Annotated in this window: 22 protein-coding genes; 5 read left to right on the forward strand and 17 right to left on the reverse strand. The window is 43.9% G+C overall.

From position 1 onward, the window contains the following. Positions 1-153 precede the first annotated feature (153 nt). The 4 genes from C8268_RS22780 to C8268_RS18920 all read right to left on the reverse strand — a co-directional run bounded on the left by C8268_RS22780 (position 154) and on the right by C8268_RS18920 (position 2303). The gene (locus tag C8268_RS22780; protein WP_158702778.1) at positions 154-318 is read right to left on the reverse strand and encodes a hypothetical protein; all 165 of its coding nucleotides are present in this window, start codon (positions 316-318) and stop codon (positions 154-156) included. Between the two features lie 103 nt (positions 319-421). After that, entirely contained in the window at positions 422-1012 is a 591-nt protein-coding gene (locus C8268_RS18910; RefSeq protein WP_106769099.1) for a P-loop nucleotide/nucleoside kinase family protein, read from the reverse strand. 55 nt (positions 1013-1067) lie between these two features. Further along, the gene (gene ssuE, locus C8268_RS18915; RefSeq protein ID WP_106769100.1) at positions 1068-1613 is read right to left on the reverse strand and encodes an NADPH-dependent FMN reductase; all 546 of its coding nucleotides are present in this window, start codon (positions 1611-1613) and stop codon (positions 1068-1070) included. A 495-nt stretch (positions 1614-2108) separates the two neighbouring features. Further along, positions 2109-2303 carry a hypothetical protein gene (locus C8268_RS18920; RefSeq protein ID WP_106769101.1) on the reverse strand — a complete coding sequence of 65 codons (195 nt, stop codon included), beginning with the start codon at positions 2301-2303 and terminating at the stop codon, positions 2109-2111. Between the two features lie 492 nt (positions 2304-2795). On the opposite strand from C8268_RS18920, the gene C8268_RS18925 reads away from it, so the two are divergent. Then, positions 2796-3692 carry a hypothetical protein gene (locus tag C8268_RS18925; protein ID WP_106769102.1) on the forward strand — a complete coding sequence of 299 codons (897 nt, stop codon included), beginning with the start codon at positions 2796-2798 and terminating at the stop codon, positions 3690-3692. A gap of 309 nt (positions 3693-4001) precedes the next feature. Here C8268_RS18925 and C8268_RS18930 read toward each other — a convergent pair whose 3' ends face one another. Beyond that, on the reverse strand, positions 4002-4718 hold the full coding sequence (locus tag C8268_RS18930; protein ID WP_106769103.1) for a YetF domain-containing protein: 717 nt from the start codon (positions 4716-4718) through the stop codon (positions 4002-4004). Positions 4719-4890: 172 nt separating this feature from the next. Here C8268_RS18930 and C8268_RS18935 point away from each other — a divergent pair, with 172 nt between their 5' ends. After that, the gene (locus C8268_RS18935) at positions 4891-5823 is read left to right on the forward strand and encodes a hypothetical protein (protein ID WP_106769104.1); all 933 of its coding nucleotides are present in this window, start codon (positions 4891-4893) and stop codon (positions 5821-5823) included. Between the two features lie 123 nt (positions 5824-5946). Here C8268_RS18935 and C8268_RS18940 read toward each other — a convergent pair whose 3' ends face one another. From C8268_RS18940 to C8268_RS18950, 3 genes are all read right to left on the reverse strand, one after another. Next, positions 5947-6576: an HAD-IA family hydrolase gene (locus tag C8268_RS18940; protein WP_106769105.1), complete on the reverse strand. Its 630-nt coding sequence runs from the start codon at positions 6574-6576 to the stop codon at positions 5947-5949. Positions 6577-6682: 106 nt separating this feature from the next. Next, the gene (locus C8268_RS18945) at positions 6683-7330 is read right to left on the reverse strand and encodes a hypothetical protein (protein ID WP_106769106.1); all 648 of its coding nucleotides are present in this window, start codon (positions 7328-7330) and stop codon (positions 6683-6685) included. A gap of 122 nt (positions 7331-7452) precedes the next feature. Then, positions 7453-8505: a lactonase family protein gene (locus tag C8268_RS18950; RefSeq protein ID WP_234032899.1), complete on the reverse strand. Its 1053-nt coding sequence runs from the start codon at positions 8503-8505 to the stop codon at positions 7453-7455. A gap of 271 nt (positions 8506-8776) precedes the next feature. Between C8268_RS18950 and C8268_RS18955 the strand changes: the two genes are divergently transcribed. Then, positions 8777-9403: a helix-turn-helix transcriptional regulator gene (locus C8268_RS18955; protein ID WP_106769108.1), complete on the forward strand. Its 627-nt coding sequence runs from the start codon at positions 8777-8779 to the stop codon at positions 9401-9403. A gap of 84 nt (positions 9404-9487) precedes the next feature. Beyond that, a complete protein-coding gene (locus C8268_RS18960; protein ID WP_234032900.1) occupies positions 9488-9901 on the forward strand; it encodes an SIR2 family protein in 414 nt (137 codons plus the stop codon). Positions 9902-9959: 58 nt separating this feature from the next. On the opposite strand, the gene C8268_RS18965 is transcribed toward C8268_RS18960, so the two are convergent. The 4 genes from C8268_RS18965 to C8268_RS18975 all read right to left on the reverse strand — a co-directional run bounded on the left by C8268_RS18965 (position 9960) and on the right by C8268_RS18975 (position 14318). After that, positions 9960-11192 carry a S1C family serine protease gene (locus C8268_RS18965; protein WP_158702779.1) on the reverse strand — a complete coding sequence of 411 codons (1233 nt, stop codon included), beginning with the start codon at positions 11190-11192 and terminating at the stop codon, positions 9960-9962. A gap of 13 nt (positions 11193-11205) precedes the next feature. Then, positions 11206-12372, reverse strand: coding sequence for an FxLYD domain-containing protein (locus C8268_RS22785; protein WP_158702780.1), 1167 nt, complete (start codon positions 12370-12372; stop codon positions 11206-11208). A gap of 413 nt (positions 12373-12785) precedes the next feature. Then, a complete protein-coding gene (locus tag C8268_RS18970) occupies positions 12786-13079 on the reverse strand; it encodes a hypothetical protein (RefSeq protein WP_106769110.1) in 294 nt (97 codons plus the stop codon). A 12-nt stretch (positions 13080-13091) separates the two neighbouring features. Next, a complete protein-coding gene (locus C8268_RS18975; protein WP_106769111.1) occupies positions 13092-14318 on the reverse strand; it encodes a WXG100 family type VII secretion target in 1227 nt (408 codons plus the stop codon). 743 nt (positions 14319-15061) lie between these two features. Between C8268_RS18975 and C8268_RS18985 the strand changes: the two genes are divergently transcribed. Next, entirely contained in the window at positions 15062-15553 is a 492-nt protein-coding gene (locus C8268_RS18985; RefSeq protein ID WP_106769113.1) for a CcdC family protein, read from the forward strand. A gap of 82 nt (positions 15554-15635) precedes the next feature. Here the strand turns inward: C8268_RS18985 and C8268_RS18990 are convergent, their stop codons facing one another. From C8268_RS18990 to C8268_RS19010, 5 genes are all read right to left on the reverse strand, one after another. Next, a complete protein-coding gene (locus C8268_RS18990; RefSeq protein WP_106770029.1) occupies positions 15636-16412 on the reverse strand; it encodes a sulfite exporter TauE/SafE family protein in 777 nt (258 codons plus the stop codon). 92 nt (positions 16413-16504) lie between these two features. Beyond that, positions 16505-17632 (reverse strand): MBL fold metallo-hydrolase, encoded by a 1128-nt coding sequence (locus tag C8268_RS18995; protein ID WP_106769114.1) that lies wholly within the window; start codon positions 17630-17632, stop codon positions 16505-16507. Between the two features lie 29 nt (positions 17633-17661). Continuing rightward, on the reverse strand, positions 17662-18237 hold the full coding sequence (locus C8268_RS19000) for a sulfurtransferase TusA family protein (RefSeq protein ID WP_106769115.1): 576 nt from the start codon (positions 18235-18237) through the stop codon (positions 17662-17664). Positions 18238-18370: 133 nt separating this feature from the next. Continuing rightward, positions 18371-18667, reverse strand: coding sequence for a rhodanese-like domain-containing protein (locus tag C8268_RS19005; RefSeq protein WP_106769116.1), 297 nt, complete (start codon positions 18665-18667; stop codon positions 18371-18373). A gap of 31 nt (positions 18668-18698) precedes the next feature. Beyond that, on the reverse strand, positions 18699-19058 hold the full coding sequence (locus tag C8268_RS19010; protein ID WP_106770030.1) for a rhodanese-like domain-containing protein: 360 nt from the start codon (positions 19056-19058) through the stop codon (positions 18699-18701). Positions 19059-19063 lie beyond the last annotated feature (5 nt).

Raw genomic sequence — 19063 nt, forward strand, 5'->3', positions numbered from 1 at the left:
ACTAGACCCTATCAAACATGCCGTCTAAATCTTATATCGAGCTCCATAAGACATCCAGGCTACAATAAAAAAGCCCCTCTGCTGACCATCAGAGAAAGCTTGGACTATGAATTGATTGCAGTTAAATATGTTTTATCATCATATTGCCTTTCATTATTCCGTGGTAAACAGCCCCCGCAGCATAATTTCCCGGTTGTTAACAAACTCTTTCATGATAATAAAATGGTCCGTCTCTTCAAGACTGTACTGCTCAATACCGCTCTCGATCAGTCTGTATATCCTTGCAGCCGGATAAGCCATGAGTATAGGTGAATACAAGCCCGATTGAGATTATATCCATTATAGCTTATAACGGCCTTAAACCAAAAAAACAACGGATTGCCGCCCTATGCCACATATCCGCTGCTATGATTAATCATCTTTAGTCGTTGATCAGAAATTTGTATAAATCTTCGATCTTCTCATCAGTTAATGCCCCGCTGTTATCGAACACTTTGATCGATGATGGTGGGATATCCCAGTTGATCTCCGGAACAAAGTCAACGCGTTCTTTAAATGTATCCCAATGCTCCAGCTTCCACTCATCACGCTCGGTCTGTCTGCCAATGATGCGCTTTTTCTGCAGTTCCATATCCTGAAGCGTAACTACGATAACCTTAACATTAACCTCATTTTTCGTCCGGCCTGCCGCTGAAATCACCTCTTCGATCCATTCCCGATTTTTCAGCTCTGCCGTAAACGGAGAGATCATAAATACGTTCTGCCCCGCACTCAAGTTTTCGATACAGATATCCTTCGTCGTATCATACTCTAAATCACGCAGGTTTTCCTTATAAAAATCGGAATCCCGATCGTTCGGGTCCAGCCCGTTAGCTTCCAAAAACTTTTCAACAAAACGTCCGCCAACCGTATCACGGTCCAGAAATGCTGCCGGAATGCGAGCTGCAAGCTTCTTCGCTACCGTTGTTTTTCCTGTTCCGGCAACACCAACAAAAAACACTAGCTTCTGCATGCTTTAGTTCTCTCCCTTATAGGAAATATAGTCTGACCAAGAGGATGGATGATCCTTAGATACGCTGCATTCTCAGCTGTGTTTCCTCCACCAGCTCTTCAATGGAGGAATCTAGGCGCTCCTGAAGCACCTCTGTGATATCAAATCCGCCATCCTCCCTGCGAGCCACTTGAGCATCCACGGTGTACACGCCCCCCAATATATAACGAGCGCCAATGGACGATAATACCGGCTTTAAAGCATAGTCCATGGATAACAGATGAGCAAGGCTTCCACCGATAAATAGCGGTAAAATAATTTTGCCCGCCAAGCCCTTTTCCGGAATGAGATCCAAAAAGGTTTTCAGCACACCGGTATAAGAAGCTTTATAAACCGGACTGGCGATAATCACCGCATCGGCTTCAGCTACAAGTCCGTTAGCCTTTACAATATGCTCACTTTCAAACCTGGTACGTATCAAATCCTCCGGCGGCAGCTGTGCTACATCAATCCGGTTCACTTCAAAATGAGCAGCAGTCAAGCTCCGCTCTGCATAATCCATAATCGCAGTCAAACGAGAGCCTGCCGTAGGACTACCATTAATTATGACGGCTTTAGCCATGACTTATCCCCCCTGTTGTATCTTGTGATCGCATTCTTAAATCCATCCAGAAAAAAAGACTTCACAAGGTTCATGTAAAGTCCTCCGATGGTTCGGCTGCAACCTATATTTGAGACTAATTCATAGGTAATTCATCAGATTTAGTAACATGTTATCAATCTGTTACTGTATTTGTCAATCTTGTGAAGCCTTATGCCATGCATCATCTCTTCTCTAGCTCCTACTTGTCACGGCTGTATTCCACTTTTTATTAAGCATGTTTATTTTTCATGGCATAACCTATTCACACACTAAAATGATCCTTTGCTACACTTCCCTTTGGACATCTGCATTGACATAAATCAGCCTGCTTCAGCGCCCAAAAACAGAATTTTGTCCACTGTACAGAGACAAAGACAGGAGGCTGAACTCACAACCTGTAAAAGCGTGTGTTATAGCTTGGCAAACATAAGAAAAGCCCGGATTTCTCCGGGCTGGGCAACCTGTTATTTCTTATTAATGTCTCCACCATTTTCGAAGTAAGGATGGCTCCTCTTTCACGGTGAGCCGCTCGTCTTCAGCTAGATCAGAAATGTGCTTAAACCGATTGCAGCCGAACTCCAGACGGTAATACTCGTCCTCGTGGTTTATGTCTGGACGAGTATGAATCCGATGAACCACATTTTGCATTTCTGAGAAACCTTCGAACATGTTTGCTCGACCTCCCTGGATAATGACCGGCAGCCTTTATCCTGCCGAGAGGAAAGTGCTCCCTTGCTTTCAGGGGCCGGCAAGATCTCAGCCGCGGGTATTTAATGATTTGAATCATTTTTGTTCACGCTTTCATTTTAGCATATCACGCCAGGTTTGAGAATGTGATTTGAACGTTTTCTCGCGGAAAAGTCCTCTGTACGAGGACAATTTCACAGAACCGAAACAATTGAATTCCTCAGTATGTATAGACCAATTTATCTTATACAAAAACAATACTTTTGGCCTATATTATTCCAGTTAGTTTTCACTGATAGTATAGGTTAGACATGCATAATTACGAAAATACCATCTTTCATCTTTGAAGATGACTATATATTTCTTTATGTTTTGTCGAATAATGGTGAACCGGGCAACCATCCCCTCACTCGCGGTCATGCCCCTTAGCCCCTTATTTATGGATTATAACTTTCTGCAAGGAGACCAGCTCTTATGAAAATTCCAATGAACCACCTCGCTTACTCTCTGCTTGCCTGCTGCCTGTTCATCCTTGGCATTCTTGTTTTCCCGCCCCCCAGCCCTGCCCATGCTCAGTCGAAGCAAAAAGCAACCTGGTTTTGGGACACGCCCAAGATCAAGGATTCAACCGAGGAAATTTTATCTTTCGCATCCGCTAACGGCGTCAATACGATTTATTTGCAGATGAACCAAGACGTCCGTTCAACATACTATAAAAGCTTTATTCGTCAAGCTACGGAAAAGGGTATTGAAGTTCACATTCTTGGCGGGTCGCCAAGCTGGGCGCTAGAATCGGAACGTCACCGCCTCGAAACCTTTTTGGATTGGACGGCTTCTTATCAAGCATCCGCTGCGCCTGAGGAGCGATTCACCGGAGTGCATATCGATCTCGAGCCACATGTACTTGATGAATGGATGACGAACCGTTCCTCTCTGATCAAGCAATGGCAAAGCAATATCCGTTTTCTCGCTGATGGAGCTCATGCTTTGAACCTGCCGATTACGGCCGATATCCCGTTTTGGTTGTATACGTACAAGCTGCCGGATGACTCCATGTCCATGAGCCGCTGGCTTATGTCCAAAGTAGATGCTGTCGTCATCATGGCTTACCGCGATCAAGCAGCAAACATTTATGACCTGGCTCTTCCAGAAATGAACGAAGCTGCCGAGCTTGGGAAAAAGGCGATCATTGCTGTCGAAACAAAAGCAAGCGCTGAGGGTAATTTTATTACGTTTTACGAAGAAGGCCCCACTTTCATGAATGAGCAGCTGCGCCTTGTTCATAACATGGCATCCGAGCACGATGCTTATAACGGTCTCGCCATTCACGAATACAGATCTTGGAAGGTTCTAGAGAGCCAGGACAAATAAAATTGAAAGGCTGCCGTTTTCGGCAGCCTTATACCCTGGCTCACCTCCATCATACTGTCAACAGAAGCAGAATCACGTACCCTAGCGTGAATTTGGCACGAGTTACAGGACCTTTATCCATCTGTACATCGGTGTGCATTCCGTCATCCTCCTTAACTAGCTAGTAAAGTTTTACGTCCTCCAGGTTTATATAACTCAGTATATTCTCAGACCTTATTTTTGACCACAACTAAAATTGTTTCCTTACAGCAAGAAATAACATTTTTGGCTCCTTTACATTTTTTCTGTTGTTCGCTTCATCGATTTTGCTTACGATCTTCGATTATTCCTTCCCTTGTCCTTCGCCTGTTCCCCCGCCCGCATTAGGAACAAACCTTTTCCCTCCATCCACTCAGCATAAGCCAGCTCCTTCGGATCATGGCATCCCTGCTCACGCAGCTGCGCATGCAACCATGCTTTATCCTTGCCGATCCGTTTAAGGGTATCTTCATCCACTTCGCCATCTTCAACAAGGCAATATGACAGCTGGGCTCCTTCTTGTGAAAGCTTTAAATCACCACGCTCTACAGCTTCATACTGCGGATTTTTCACCACACTTAACGCCCCATTCGTCTCAAAAATAGCGTAAGCAACTTCTCTCATCGAGAATACGTCCTTCTGTCTAAGCATCATAAGCAGCTGCTGGAAATCAATTTTATTTCGTTTCATTTCCTTCAAATCCACTTCACCATTTCGTATGATGACCGAAGGAGTTCCTTCCATGGGACCACGGAGCTTTTTTACATACAACATCAGCTTTTCAAAAACATAAGATAAAGTAAACCATACCAACAGTGCGAATATAAGCTCACGATACCTTATATCCTCTGCATACAACGTTTCACCTACAATATCGCTCAGCAGAAGAGAAGAAATGAAATCAAAGGGGGTGAGATTCGATATTTCTTTTCTTCCTAACAGACGCGTCAGCAGCCATAGTCCAAGAAAACCGATCACCATTTTAACCGCGATCATACCAAAGTCCATCAAACATCCCTCCTGTTAAAGTCCTTCCTCTGTCTTTTACTTACCCATTTCTCTACAGTAGGTTTGTTTCGTGAAACATCTTGGTTTCTTCCGCAAAAAGAGTACAGCTTGTCTTGAAATCCCATCCTTCTTGTGCAATAGTGAAAGAAGAAAATTGAAGGAGGGATTCAGCTTGTCCCTTGCGGAATGGATGAATGATTTTTTCGGCTCGATGGAAGGTCTGCTGACAGTCCTGTTGGCAGCGACCGTATTCCTGGGCATGTACATATATAGCGCTACCCGACTTTCGGCAGCCCGTACTGAAACGCTGGAACGGATACGGCAGTCGTTAACTCTGTACACACAGCTGGCTGGACCGCTGACTGCTGTAATTGAACATGCTGACGAAACAGACATATCTGAGGAGCAGCTCGTCAGCCTCCTACAAGAGTGTAAAGCTGCTGATCGGCTGACGATGGATTTGCTGAGGCAGATCGACGCATATTTGCGCGACAAAGATGCATCCAGGCTGCCGCAGCTGAGTAGAACCTTGGAGCGAGAGATGAACGAGCTCGTTTGTGAACGAGCCGATATGCTTCGCCGTATTGAAGCCCCCAGCTGGGGAATTGGCCTTTGGCAGCTGTTGAAGCCGGCTGTACCCGGGATCGCTCTTGCATCTGCTGTATTCTGGACGTTTGATCTTATTTCCAATCTGCAATTCCCGGAGGCATGGACTACCCTTGAGGTCTGGACCCTGTGGCTCTCCTGGATGATGGCTACCGTTTCCTTCTATCAGCTGTTCATGGACACAAGGCGCCGTCCCCTCAACGTCATCTTCTATGGGCTTCATTTCCTCATTGTTGCAGCTGCATCGCTCAACCTGATCTGGACTGAAGTATCACCTTATGTACTGGCGACACAACTGTTACTGTATCTTGCAGGATTCTCTTTTACATCTACTCGTTCCAGGAAAGAAAGACCTTATGCCGGCGATCCTGAATTGCTAAAGATGTATACAGAACATTCCGAAACTGAATCCAATAACAGCAAACGTCCAAAAGAATCTCCCACCCCTCTGCCGCCCCGCTTCGGCAATACGGGCAGTAAACATCGCTCTGTTAAATAATCGGCAACCTCAACCTGTGACATCATCAGGTATAACAAAAGGCAAGATCCTCTAAGCACAGTGCCGGGATCTTGCCTTTTCATGTATAAATCAATTGTTATCGGAGAACATGCTTCCCCTTCCTTACATCGGTGTTACGATTCCAAACAGCTCCTCCGGTTCGTGGATAATGTATGTTGGCTTTCCTTCAGTAAGCAGTTCCTCAGCATCATACCCCCATGTGACCATGACACAGGCAATTCCCAGATTCCGGCAGGCTTCGGCATCCCGAAGCTCATCTCCAATATAAAGCACCTCATCTTTCGAGATCCCCCGCTCTTTCAACAGCTTGCGAAGCGCCTTCTCCTTGCCGAAGATGCTGCTTGCCGTATATACAAAATCAAACATCTGACTGTTATGCGCACCAAGAAATTTTTGAATGTTTTCCTCACTGTTGGACGACAAAATTCCCATCGTCATCCCTTGTGATTTAACTTCGGAAAGAACATCACGGATGCCAGGTACAATGTCAAGATCAATCACTTCATCTTTATATTTCTTCTTTACATCAGCCACAAGCATCGGCAGCTTATAAAACGGACATTTCATCACCTTTAACCTATCCCGGATCGAAAGGGAAGCCAGGTGCTCGACATCTTCATCTCTAATCTTTTCATAGCCGTATTTATCCGCGAGATCGTTCATCAGCTTAATAACCAAGTATTTGCTCTGGACGATCGTTCCGTTGAAGTCAAAAATGAGCACCTTGTACATGTCATTCCTCCTTTTATGCCATATACCTATATATTACATTTTCTACATGGCAAGGAAGAATCCTGTTAAATGATATCGGTGTTGTCGACATTTCTAAAGGATGTATCTATGCGTATACACCAAAACTCTCTGCTATAAAGATCTCTTCAATCCCACAAACTATATCGATATAAAGTTCTCTTTCTTCAAAATGTTTTTGTGTTAGCCCCTCTAAAGAATAGTTAATAAACTTGGCTTCACGTGTATATTTAATCAAAAGTTCAAATAGCTTGCAGGCTAAATTTTTGTTTATTTTTTCAAGAAGTTTAGTTCCCTTTCTAATTTCTTGTAGCAAAGCTAATAAGCTTTGTTTTAATTCCTTTGAATTACGGACATCTTCAAAAGTTTGATTGCAGTAAAAGTTTAAATTCTTTAACCAAGGTATTTCAGAAGGTGACTCATCAATAGTATTATTAAAAAAATTCAAAATTACTGAATGAGATCTATATAGCAATTGTAATAGCTCTTCTTTTCGTTTCGTATCGCTATAATCCATTGCAGAGAGAATATTAGAATGATAATCCCCTAAATTTGACATGAGTTTTTTAGAAATCATCGTTTCTAATGATTCATTCTTATAGAGTAATAAGAACTCCGATAACTTATCCTCTTCCTCTAGGCTTACCTTTTTATTAAATCTCAGTCTTGTGCTGATCGTAGCTATTTTATCTATAATCTGGTCTTCTAAAAAAATCATTCTACTGTTGGTATCCATCAGAACGATAGCCTCCCTATTTCTAAATCTCTCAATTGGAACTTCTTAAGCAGATAAGAAAAGGATGCCCCGGATTATTTCCCTGAGACATCCTTTCGCAAGCTTTACGTGTATTCCTTAAGTTACACCTTCTCCACCGGACAAATACATACAGGACGTGGAACTTCAATCGTATATCCGGTTGATTCCAGCCTGCCTGTGTCCTTATCGATTTTATAACTTGCGATCAAGCCGTTGTCTTGATTGGCAGAAAGGAGGAATCCTCCTGGCAAAATGTTAAAGTGGCGCGGCGTCTTCCCACCCGAAGAGGTCCAGTTTACCGCGCGCAGCATTCCGGTCTCCGTATCGATTTCATACTGAACAATACTGTCATGCCCCCGGTTAGAAGCATATAGAAAACGGCCGCATGGAGAAACGATAATATGAGCACCCGTATTATCCAATATGACATCCTCCGGCAAGGTGGAAATATGCTGCAGCATTTTCAAATCTCCAAAAGTAGCATCATAAGCATACACCGTAACTGTGCTGTTCAATTCATTGATGCCGTATAACCATTTTCCTGATGGATGAAAAGCGATAAAGCGAGGACCCGCTCCCGGCGGCAGACTGATTTCCCGGTGAGTTACAAGCTTGCCATCCTCGAGCCGGTAAAGGTTAACATCATCCATCCCCAAATCGCTGACCACCACATATTTATGGTGAGGGTCCTCGAGTATGGAGTGTGGATGCGCCTCGGACTGACGGTCAACTCTCATTCCACGTCCACTGTGACGGATCATGGAGGTGATTTCCCCGACAGTTCCTCCTTCCTCCAACGCAAACACTGTAATCCGGCCATCGCTGTAGCCCGTTGTGAACAAAAACTTTCCGTCTCGCGAGCGGGAAACATGACAAGCTCCCGAAGATTCAGTCGGCTTACGATTGAGTATCGTCAGTTTCTTTTCCTTGGGATCAGCACTGTACGCCACGACTTCACTGGTTTCTTTTTCACTGACCGCATATAATACACGATGATGCTCATCAAAATCCAAATAAGTTGCATTTTCAATGCCTGATGTTCCGCTCAACAGCTGCATTTCGCCGCTTTCCCGGTTCAAGGAAGCCAAATATATGCCTTTGTCATTGTCAGAACCGTAAGTTCCTATGTAAAAATAAACATTCTGCTCCATCATCACGTCGTCCCACACTCCTTTAATTTCTGAAGAAGCGCCTTGATCGCTTCCGTTATAATGTATTACCCAAACAGAACGTAACCTTTACCCCTCCCCGTTCCAAATTTACAAAAAAACAGCGTGACTTTATGCAAATCTATTATACATCCAGTATTTACATAAATCGAAAAGTATTTCCGAAGCCATGGCTCGGGTAGACAGCTGTTCACGGATAAGGGATAATATTTCACATGAGTCGATTTTCCTATTAATCTATCAGGTGGTGATCAAGATGGAACAGACACAGCAGCTGTCCACCCGAGATACCATTCTCCATATGTTAAAAACACAAGGGCCGCTCAGTGCCAAGTCGATCGCTTCCACGCTGCTCGTTACCGATATGGCGGTGCGCCGACATCTTGCCTGCCTCGAAAAGGAAGGCGTCATTGAGACCGAACTTGTTCGTCAGGCTATGGGTCGCCCACTTACTCTATACCGTCTTTCACCGCGTGCAGAGTCGCATTTTCCAAACAAATACTCCGCGCTTACCTTGGATCTGCTCGATGAACTGGCGGAGGAAACGGGTGAAGACATGGTGACACGGCTATTTGAACGCCGCCGCGACAAACTGCAGCAACGATATGAAACGGGTGTTTCCAGCAAGGAACTGGTTGAACGGGTACGTATGCTGACTAACATCCAAAATGAAAATGGATATATGGCAGAATATGAACAAATCGAGGATGGAAAATATATCATCAAAGAGCATAACTGTCCGATTTCGCAAATCGCGAAGCGGTATAATCAGGCCTGTAGCTGCGAGCTGGAACTGTTCTCTTCTTTACTTCAAGCGAAGGTGGAGCGAACCGAATGTTTCGCAAACGGAGGCTGCCGGTGTGTCTATGTCATAACCGAGTAAATATTTATGAGTCCCTTGAAGAAGTTATGGGTAAGAGTATGTAACCTTACTTACATAACCTGCACATTCAAGGAGGCTATGCCTATGATGGACATTCAAACAGTCATTCATGTACATTTTCGATGCCGACAATGCCAGCAAAATATTCAGGCAGCATTTGATACTGAGCGAATGATCAACATTCATTGTCCGCATTGTAATCACGGATATACTATGATGAAACCAACCATCGAAGAAGAAATATTGTTTGATTGGAAAAAAGAAGCCGTCTATCAGAAGGTACGCGCCGAAAAAACGGAGCAGGACAACATGGAGCTGATGATTCTGATCATCAAAGTCATTGAACTGCTTACCTGGCGAGATGAAGGCAATGGTCACATCCGGGCCATTGAAACATTGCGCCAGTGGCTACTCCTCAACGGCGTCCCGAAGACGCTCATTGAGCTATTTGATGCCAAAAGTCCCGATGGTAGTTCACCGACGGCGTATAGAAAGTAATGCACAAATCAAAGGAGCTGGCTTCGCTCACCAAGCGATACCAGCTCCTTTTTAAGCTCTAAAAATTTGAAGGGCCAAGGCGCGGCTTCATCGATCCCGCCAGCATTTTCAAAACTCCATTTTCATAACCAACTTTATAGATAGCCTCATATTGCTGATAAGAAATAACGCCGTTTTTACGTTCTTCTGCTGTAATAAGCACTTCTAACTCTACAAAGTCCACTCTAGTAAGAAAGGTGAAAAATTCAACAGTCACCTGCCCCGTGTTTAAATATCCTTCACGAAACTGTTCGTAGGTCACTTCCCTTTGCCAGCGACTGCCAAGAGATGCATATGCCGATACGTAATCCCCCTTACTCACGTTGATATAAAACTGCTGAACAAACTCTTCTGCCTCTTCTATGTCAACCAGATTTCGGGAAAAAGTCGATTTGTTATTTTTAGGATCCCCGGGGATTGGATTTGCTGTCCATTGCTCCACCATAGATGCAATCTGGGTGATTGGAATGCTGAAGCCTATCGTTCCCTGCTGCATAATGGCTGAGTTAATGCCAATGACCTTCCCCGTGTCCGAGTTAATCAAGGGACCGCCGCTGTTTCCTTTTGCAATGGGTGCAGAGGTTTGATACAAATTTTTATACACATATTGATCCAGCACAAATTCCCGGTCTAACCCACTGATAATTCCAGTCGTCACCGTATTCTCAAGACCATGTGGACTTCCTAATGCCAACACAGGATCTCCGATCTCCGCCTTGTTCCGGGTCTCCAGCGGCAGCGGGTCTTTCCCAGCCAATCCCGGTACTCGAATAACCGCTACATCTGTACTCGCCCCGATTCCGATTACGGTTCCGGCATATTCCTTTTTATCAAGCCCCGTCACAATCACATCGCTGTATCCCTCAACAACATGGGCATTGGTGAGCAGGTCACCATGACGGTTAAACAAAAATCCTGAACCGAGTCCATCCATCGTTTTGATGGTAAACACTTTCTTCTGGCTCTCTTTAATGATCTCCTTTATCGTCAGTTCCTTCTTGCCAGATGCATCCTCGGTCTTGGTCTTATTTTCGGTACTGTCGTCAGGCTGAGCCGAAGTACGCTTGGCGTTACTTTCTTTGGATGTTCCGTCCTTATTATTAGGAGAAGTCTGTGTATCTTCAGAAACGGCCAGCATAGGTCCTTGCTGCCCTTCCTGTGCAACATTGGCATAAATCCAAACCGCTCCGACAGCACCGGCTCCGAGTATAAGAAGGCAGGCCAGGTAGCTTGCCAGTATCCTTTTGTTCATAAAGATGTTCCCCCTATTCCAGATACCACGTGATGTTGTCGATGACGGCTTTTCCTTCCGTATAAGCCCCATACAGAACAGCTCTGAACTCCCCGTACTGCCCTTGTTCCAGCGTGTAAGGAGAAACATTGATCGTTCCGCTTCCAAGTAGAGCGCCATCCAGCGTATAAGTCGAAAGGTCAAGCTGAACGGAAGAAATCGGCTTTGTCGCTACATTTTTAACCTGTCCTTTTATTCGCAGATCGCCGTAATCATCCAGCACTACACTCATATTGACCACCTCAACAGCAGCCGTCCGGTTACGCAAATCCTCCTCCGCGGCCTTCTGACGGGCAATCTGAATCCGCTTCGCCTCTGCCTGTTCAAAGGCCTTTTGTTCCCGGGCAACTCGCTCCTTTTGCTCAAGCAGCCGTTTATCCTCCCCAGCATAGGCCAGACCGCCTTCCACGGCCAGCATTGCCCCTGAGAAATCATTCGATTTCAATTTTTCTGTGGAATCACTCAAACTGATCTCAACAATTTTGGAAATGATCTGTTTCTTTAGCTCCGCTGCTTCTTTTCCCTCCAGCTTACTGATGGATTCCAGCTTTTCTGTCAGGGCGGGAACTGTCGACAGCTGATCCAGCTCATCCTTCACCTTCATAACAGACAACGTAACCTGTGAATTGGATAAATCCTGCTTGAGCGGCTTGAAGAGCGGTTCTGTTCGTGATTTCAGTTTTTTGTTCAATTTCTCAAGTATTTTCTCAGCTTCTGAGATTTTTTTAGTTTTAATATTGCTAAGAGCCTGATTGAGCTGTTTCTCGAAGTCAGCAGCCTCAGCCGCAATTTCTCTGTCAAGCAAAAGACCCTTGTGATTCGGTCTCTTGGCAATAGCCATATCGAGCAGCCGGATGGATTCCTGATATTTCCCCTCCAGCGCCAGTTTTTGAGCTTGCATCTGGAGCTGATGAACCTCTTGATTGACATTATCTTCGTAAACATAATATACAACCAGCACCATTACCGTTGTCAGCAATAGCATTAACGGTATAAGCCATGTAAAAGGGCTTCCTTTCCGTGCAGGCTTTCTTTTGTCACCAGAAGGCTGTGACCCGCCTGCTTTCTCACGGCTTCCTGCCGCTGCCTTGGACGAATCAACTCCTTGGCAGGCAGTGGAGCCCGTCCGCGTATGAATCAACTTCTCCCCACATGATGAACATTTAAGCTGACTTGATGAATTTTTTGTACCGCATGCATGACAATACAACTAGCTCTCCCCCAGTAAAACATGCTAAACAAAATTTTTGTTGTATGAAATATTTTCCTCCCTATCATATAGTAAAATAAGACTAGGCAAAAGGGTCTATTTATTAGAGCATCGCAAAATGACGAATTTCCCCGGAAATAATTGAATTTTTGGACACAAAAAAGCCCATTCCTTCCTAACATTTAGGTTGGAATAGGCATCTGAAGGTTATTAATTTATTTGTCACTGCATGTAAATATTAAAGCATGCTATATTGTGCAAGAAAAATCGCCGTGTCCAATTTCTATACAATTTGGATCTCTACATAGAGCGGCACCTTGCTGTGCATCATAGATATGCTATGCTCAATCCAATACCGCCAAAACTTCATCACCTGATTTTATTTTAATAAAATCATCCGAATCATAAATAGTAAATCCAATATTTAGATTTCCTGTGATAGAAGTTGAAAGATCCATTTTCTTAACTTTAAATTTCAACTCTTCTGTTGTAGTTTTAACCATAATATATTTATCAACAAGATATGGAACTTTTGTATTGTTTGAGGAGAACGTTGGATCAACTCCTCCTACAATGATACATCCTCGTTTTTCATCATTAATCGTCATCCCCACCCGCATGATGTGTTCATAAACCATTTATACTTCTCCTTATCTTTCAATAATGTCAAGTAAATGCCTGACATCTTTAATCTTCAAATTTGCATTTCTTAGTCTTTGAATACCATCTCTTATAAGCATAATTCTCTCAGCTTGGCTTAAGTCTGGTGCAAATCGTGCCGCCCTAATACTAGCTTGTGCTTCATCCAAAGCATAATTTCTTGGATTTAAAATCATCTCATTGTTTATTAAATCATATTGATTAAAAGCAGTTCCTTTTGTAACTGTCTCATAGTGTCCAACTACTTCATGTGCTATAGTTCCCTTACCACTAATCAAGGAATTTGGGTTTTTTGTTGATATTGTAGATGGTAAAACATCATTATTAATTATCAAAATCGTATCATACATTATGCTTGTAGGGGTAGTGTTTACGCTATCCGCAATGTGAATGTTATCTTCTGGAAAACCTAACTTATCGGCGTAACTGACCAATTCATCTATCTGTTCTTGGGTAAGCGGTGCGTCATTCCTATATCCTTTAGTATCAATAAAATTTTTACCTTCACTCGTCCCCTCATCTTTCTTAGACGCCCCGCCTCCGTCACCTCCCGAGTCATATTTCAGGCCCGGCCCCTTCTTGACACCAACCCTGCCGAGAATGGCCCCTCCAGCAATCATAACTCCCTGTTCTCCCAAATAGTTTGCTACACCGCCAGATTCATTAATTTTCTCATTAAATTTCTCTCGGGTGTCATCTACATCAAAAAGCATTTTGGTTCCCCATGCGCCCGTGTCGATAACTTCCTTCACAGTTCCGATTGTTGCATTATAAGCCATCTGCCCTGCGGTTCCTAAGGGGTCTTCAAACAACGCCTTTCCAGTATCAGCGACGAATTCCCCTAAACCTATCACTCCAGACTTTATACCTTCACCAAACTCTTGGACATGATCTTGCCATGTTTTGGACCCATTTTCTTCTTGACTAGGGCTAATGGGAATAATCGGCTCCAACTCTCCATCAAACAATATAAACCTGCCGGCAATGTTCCTTAACTCCTCACTAATGGACTTCATTAGTTCAATCGTCAACGTCATCTCTCTGTGGGCTCTCTGAAAGTCTTCAAAGAACCTCTGTCGGGTCGTTCCTTCCCAAGCCATCATGCTGAAAATTTGCCGATTCAACATATTAATCGTCCATTCCAATTGGATAGAAGCGTTCTTAAATTCATCCGCCACACGGAACAACTGCTGAGGAAGAACAAGAATTCTAGACATCAGTCAACCTCTCCATTATTTTCTAAGCTGAATTTTAAAGCTTTATCAGTAAATGGAAAAGGTTCTAAGGTCCTTCACTTTGCCTACTTATCTTCCGCTGTTATTTTCTACGCAGTTCAATATTCCTACATATTCCAGCGAGAACAGCTTTTGTTTATTTTCCATGCTAACAAAAAAGCTGTCGAGGATTTCTCAACAGCCTGCAGAAAGTGGAGTTACACAAGGTTTTCGAAAAGTAGTCAGCCACATTATTATGAAGTTATCACATTTAACGACTTCGCTTTCTCTTCATTTGAAAGAGCTGATGGTAAAAAACATAACCCAAACCACATATCAATAAAATAAAAGCTGCAAGCCATATAACAGGAAGCAAATATGGAGTAAATTCACTCGCTATATACAATAAAAATACTGAGATTACATATACGATTAAAAATAAAGTTGTACGTTTAAGCATATCCACCAGGTCACCTTCTTCTGTGTTATTAACTAACTGTCATCATCCTAAAAATTCTCTTATGTATAACATAATGGTAACCCAAATGAATGAAAATTGCATTCAAATTATGGAAAAAATATTAAATTTTTTATGAATAATCAAATTATGAGTTGCTAGCGTAAAAATAGTAGCATTCACTGCAAGCTTCCTTTGAAAAAATGCCAAATTCCTCCCTTTATCGTTCTGTGCTATAATAAATAGGCATTGAATATGTGATATTTTTTATGGAAAGAGGTCATCAGTTGTGTTTGATCTGAATTCCCCGATATTTAAAATCGTCTCCACGGTCGGCATGCTGGTCATGGCACTCGCCGTTATTTTCATTCGGATGAAAACAAGCCATCGTCCTGTCACAGTAAAAAAGATCATTATCCCGCCGCTCGGTATGACGACAGGATTTATTATGTTTATCGAGCCACAAGTTCATATCCCGATTCTATGGGGAGTTATAGCGTTTCTGGTCGGATGGTTTATTTTCTCCTATCCGCTAATTCGCGGAACGAAATTTGAGAAAGTGAACGGCCAGATCTTTATTCAACGCTCCCGCAGCTTTATATATATTCTGCTTGGCCTGCTAACGGTACGTTTGCTTCTTCATGGATATATTGAAAGCTATATTTCCATTCCCCAGACAGCTTCGCTGTTCTTCCTGCTTGCCTACGGCATGATTACCCATTGGCGCTTTGCCATGTACCGTCAATACCAGCAGATTACCCGTCCCGAACTCATGTTATAGCCTTGAACCAAGACTGTTTTTCTTTGCAAAATATCGAAAGGGCGATCCGAAAAAATCCGGGTCGCCCTGTTATATACCTGCTTTATAAAATATCGATCCAAATCTTAATAGCCGTCGCCAAGATTAGAACAGCCAAAATGATTTGAAGTACTTTGGTATTGACCTTTTTACCGGTGGAAGCTCCAAGAGGGGAAGCGATCAAGCTGGCGATGACCATGACAAGTGCAGGAAAATACTCAACTTGCCCGGTCGTCACTTTGCCAACGGTGGAGCCGATTGAAGAAATAAATGTAATGGCAAGTGAAGTCGCAATGGTCATTCGAGTAGGAATTTTTAATACGACAAGCATGATCGGTACCAGCAGAAACGCACCTGCTGCTCCGACAATGCCCGCACCGATACCGACGGTCAAAGCCAGCACAGCAGCAAGCCATTTATTGAATTTCACCTGATCGAGTGGAATATCATCAACGTTTTTTTTAGGGACAAACATCATCACAGCGGCAATGAGGGCCAAAATCCCGTAAATGATATTGATTCCACCTTCACTCATTAACCGGGAGCCAAATCCGCCGATAAAGCTGCCGATCAGAATAGCCGTACCCATATAGATGATCAGCGTTCGGTTTAAGTACCCGCCTTTGCGATAAGCCCATACACCGCCAAGTGTTGCAAAGAGCACCTGCACAGCACTGATCCCCGACACCTCATGAGCCGTAAATGCCGTAAATCCAAGCAGCGGCGGAATGTACAGCAGCATCGGATATTTGATAATAGAGCCGCCGATGCCGACCATGCCTGAAATATAAGAGCCAATAAACCCGATTAAGAAAATAGTTGCTATAAATGCAAAACTCATATCCATTATCAATGATCCCCCTCCCTATATAGCTGCAAAGGGAACCCATTAAGCGGTTCCCTTTGTATTTCAGCTTTGTGGATCAATCTATATTAACGAACCGCACAACGGTTCGGACCAATTTCCATCTCACGTTGCTGATCTTCATCCGGCTTCAGCTTACCCATATTCGTTAATCGAATTTCCTGATAAGCGTTCGGCTGTGGAGGAAGGTTCTTGGTGACCATCTGTCTAAATTCTTCTTCATCCGCAATATTGAGGCCATGATTGCTTGCGTACAGCTCGCCCAGCTTTTTGGCCACAGTGCCGTCATCATTCAACTCTTCCATAATCATAAAATGAGCCGGCAATACGATAAGTTCATCAGACAACTCCTTATACCGGGCATACAAAGTTTCCCGTAAGTCACCAACCCAGTCCTCCGCTAATCCGGCAAGATCGGGGCGTCCAATCGAATCGATAAACAGGATGTCACCTGTAAGCAGGTACTGATCGTCAAGCACAAACGATGTGGAGCCAATCGTATGTCCAGGGGAATAAAGCGCCTCGATGCTGATTTTGGTACTTCCGATGACGATTTCGTCGCCGTCTTCTAGCGGTTCATACTGGAATACAACTTCCCCGGCATCTTTCGGAGGGAGCCAGTATGTGGCGCTCGTTTTCTCAGCAATAAGCCGTCCGCCTGAAATATGGTCTGCGTGCAGATGTGTATCAAACACATGCTTGATCGTTGCCCCTTTACTTTCGGCAAATTCAATAAATACGTCCGTCATGCGGGTCGCATCGAACAGTGCCGCTTCACCGTTTGAGACCGCCATATAAGACAAGCAGCCTTTTCCGATCCGAACGAATTGATACAACTCGCCGCCATTGTTCAAGTCGCCAACCTTCACAGGCACAAGATGCTCACTCCAAGCCTTCATGCCTCCCTTCAAATATCCAACCGTCCGTCCGTGCTCAGCCAGCATCTCTGCCACCATGACAGAGGAGCCTTCCTTCGCGCATACGACAATAACCTCTTTATCGGTCGGAATCTGATCCAGAATCTCCTCTACGCCATCAAGCAATTCAAAATACGGAACGTTTAAATACTCAATATTCTCGCCTTCAATTTTCCAATCATCAAAATCATCCTTATTTCGAACGTCCAATATGAAAAAGTTCTCTTTGCGGATCGCCTTCCCGGCTATTTCGCTAGCTTGCACTTCAATAACTGACATCAGTGTCGTCCCCCTTTGCTCTTAAATGATTAGTCGTGAATACTCGCCGTCGCTCCATTCCACTCGGTCATGCCAGGCACTACGTTAAATACCCGTTCAAAACCACTAGCGGCAAGCTTCTGACAAGCCAAATCACTTCGGCTTCCCGTACGGCATATAACATAAATCTCATCCTGCTGGTTCAGCTCTCCAAGACGCTCATCCAAATCTCCCAACGGGATGGAAAGCGCATTGGGAATGTGACGGAACGCATATTCTGCCGATTCTCTCACATCCAGCACGACAACAGACTCTCCTGCCTGAAGCTTCTCTTCCAATTGGGGATGATCCGCCACATGAGGGTAAGACAGTTCGGCCTTCTCTTCTTCTGAGGACTTACGCAAATAGTGCTTTAACACATCGCCTTCCTCAACCGTCCCCAGATATTGATGGCCGGCGCTTTCCGCCCATGCTTTGATATCAGCCTTTGAGCCTTTATCCGTTGCCTCCACTTCCAATACCTGACCGCCTTCAAGGTCCTTCATCGCTTTTTTCGTACGCACGATCGGCATCGGACAGGCCAGTCCTTTTGCATCCAACATGACGTCGGAATCAATAGCTTTCATCATGATTACCTCCTAACACACTGACATACCACCAGGGGTATATTTCCGTTCAAAAAAAAGGGTGCAGGAACACACCGTTAATGAGTACATCTTTTCCCTGAAAACGATAAACTCATATCTATTTCTGATAAGGTTACTCCGTCTTCCCTTCCCATTCCAGCATCCCGCCGGTCATGTTCATTACATGATACCCTTGGCTTTGAAGATACTCGGCAGCACGGCCGCTTCTTCCGCCAGAACGACATACCATAATATATTCTTCAGACTTATCCAGCTCCTGCTTGCGAAACTCTATCAATCCAAGCGGGATGTTAACAGCACCTGGAATTTTACCTTCTTTCACTTCATCGGTTTCACGTACATCAATGAGGTTTAATTTTTTTCCTTCATTCATTAATTTCTCTACCTCTGCAGGTGTAATCTCCTTCATAACAACAAGTCCTCCACTCCATTTAATTAATCTATGACCAGGCGCTCATGCCGCCTTTAACATTGGTGACTTTCGCAAACCCCAACCTTTTTAACTGCTTGCTGGCTTTGTTGCTCCGCATTCCGCTTTGACAAATGACGACAACCTCCCGGTCCTTGGAGAGACTGCCGCTTCTCTCTGCAAGCTGCTGCAAAGGAATATTTTTAAACCCCTTAATGTGGTTGCTGCCAAACTCTCCCGGTGTCCGGACATCGATAAACTGCTTATTTTTATCCTTTAGTTCATGTTTCAATTCCGATGTCGTAATCTGCTTTATTCCTTTCCCGGGCAAGATACGCCAAATTAAAAACAGAATAAAAAGAGCGATAATAACGATATTGAGATATTCCAACTTTG

It is taken from the genome of Paenibacillus faecalis (genome assembly GCF_900289175.1).
Classification (GTDB): domain Bacteria; phylum Bacillota; class Bacilli; order Paenibacillales; family Paenibacillaceae; genus Paenibacillus_AQ; species Paenibacillus_AQ faecalis.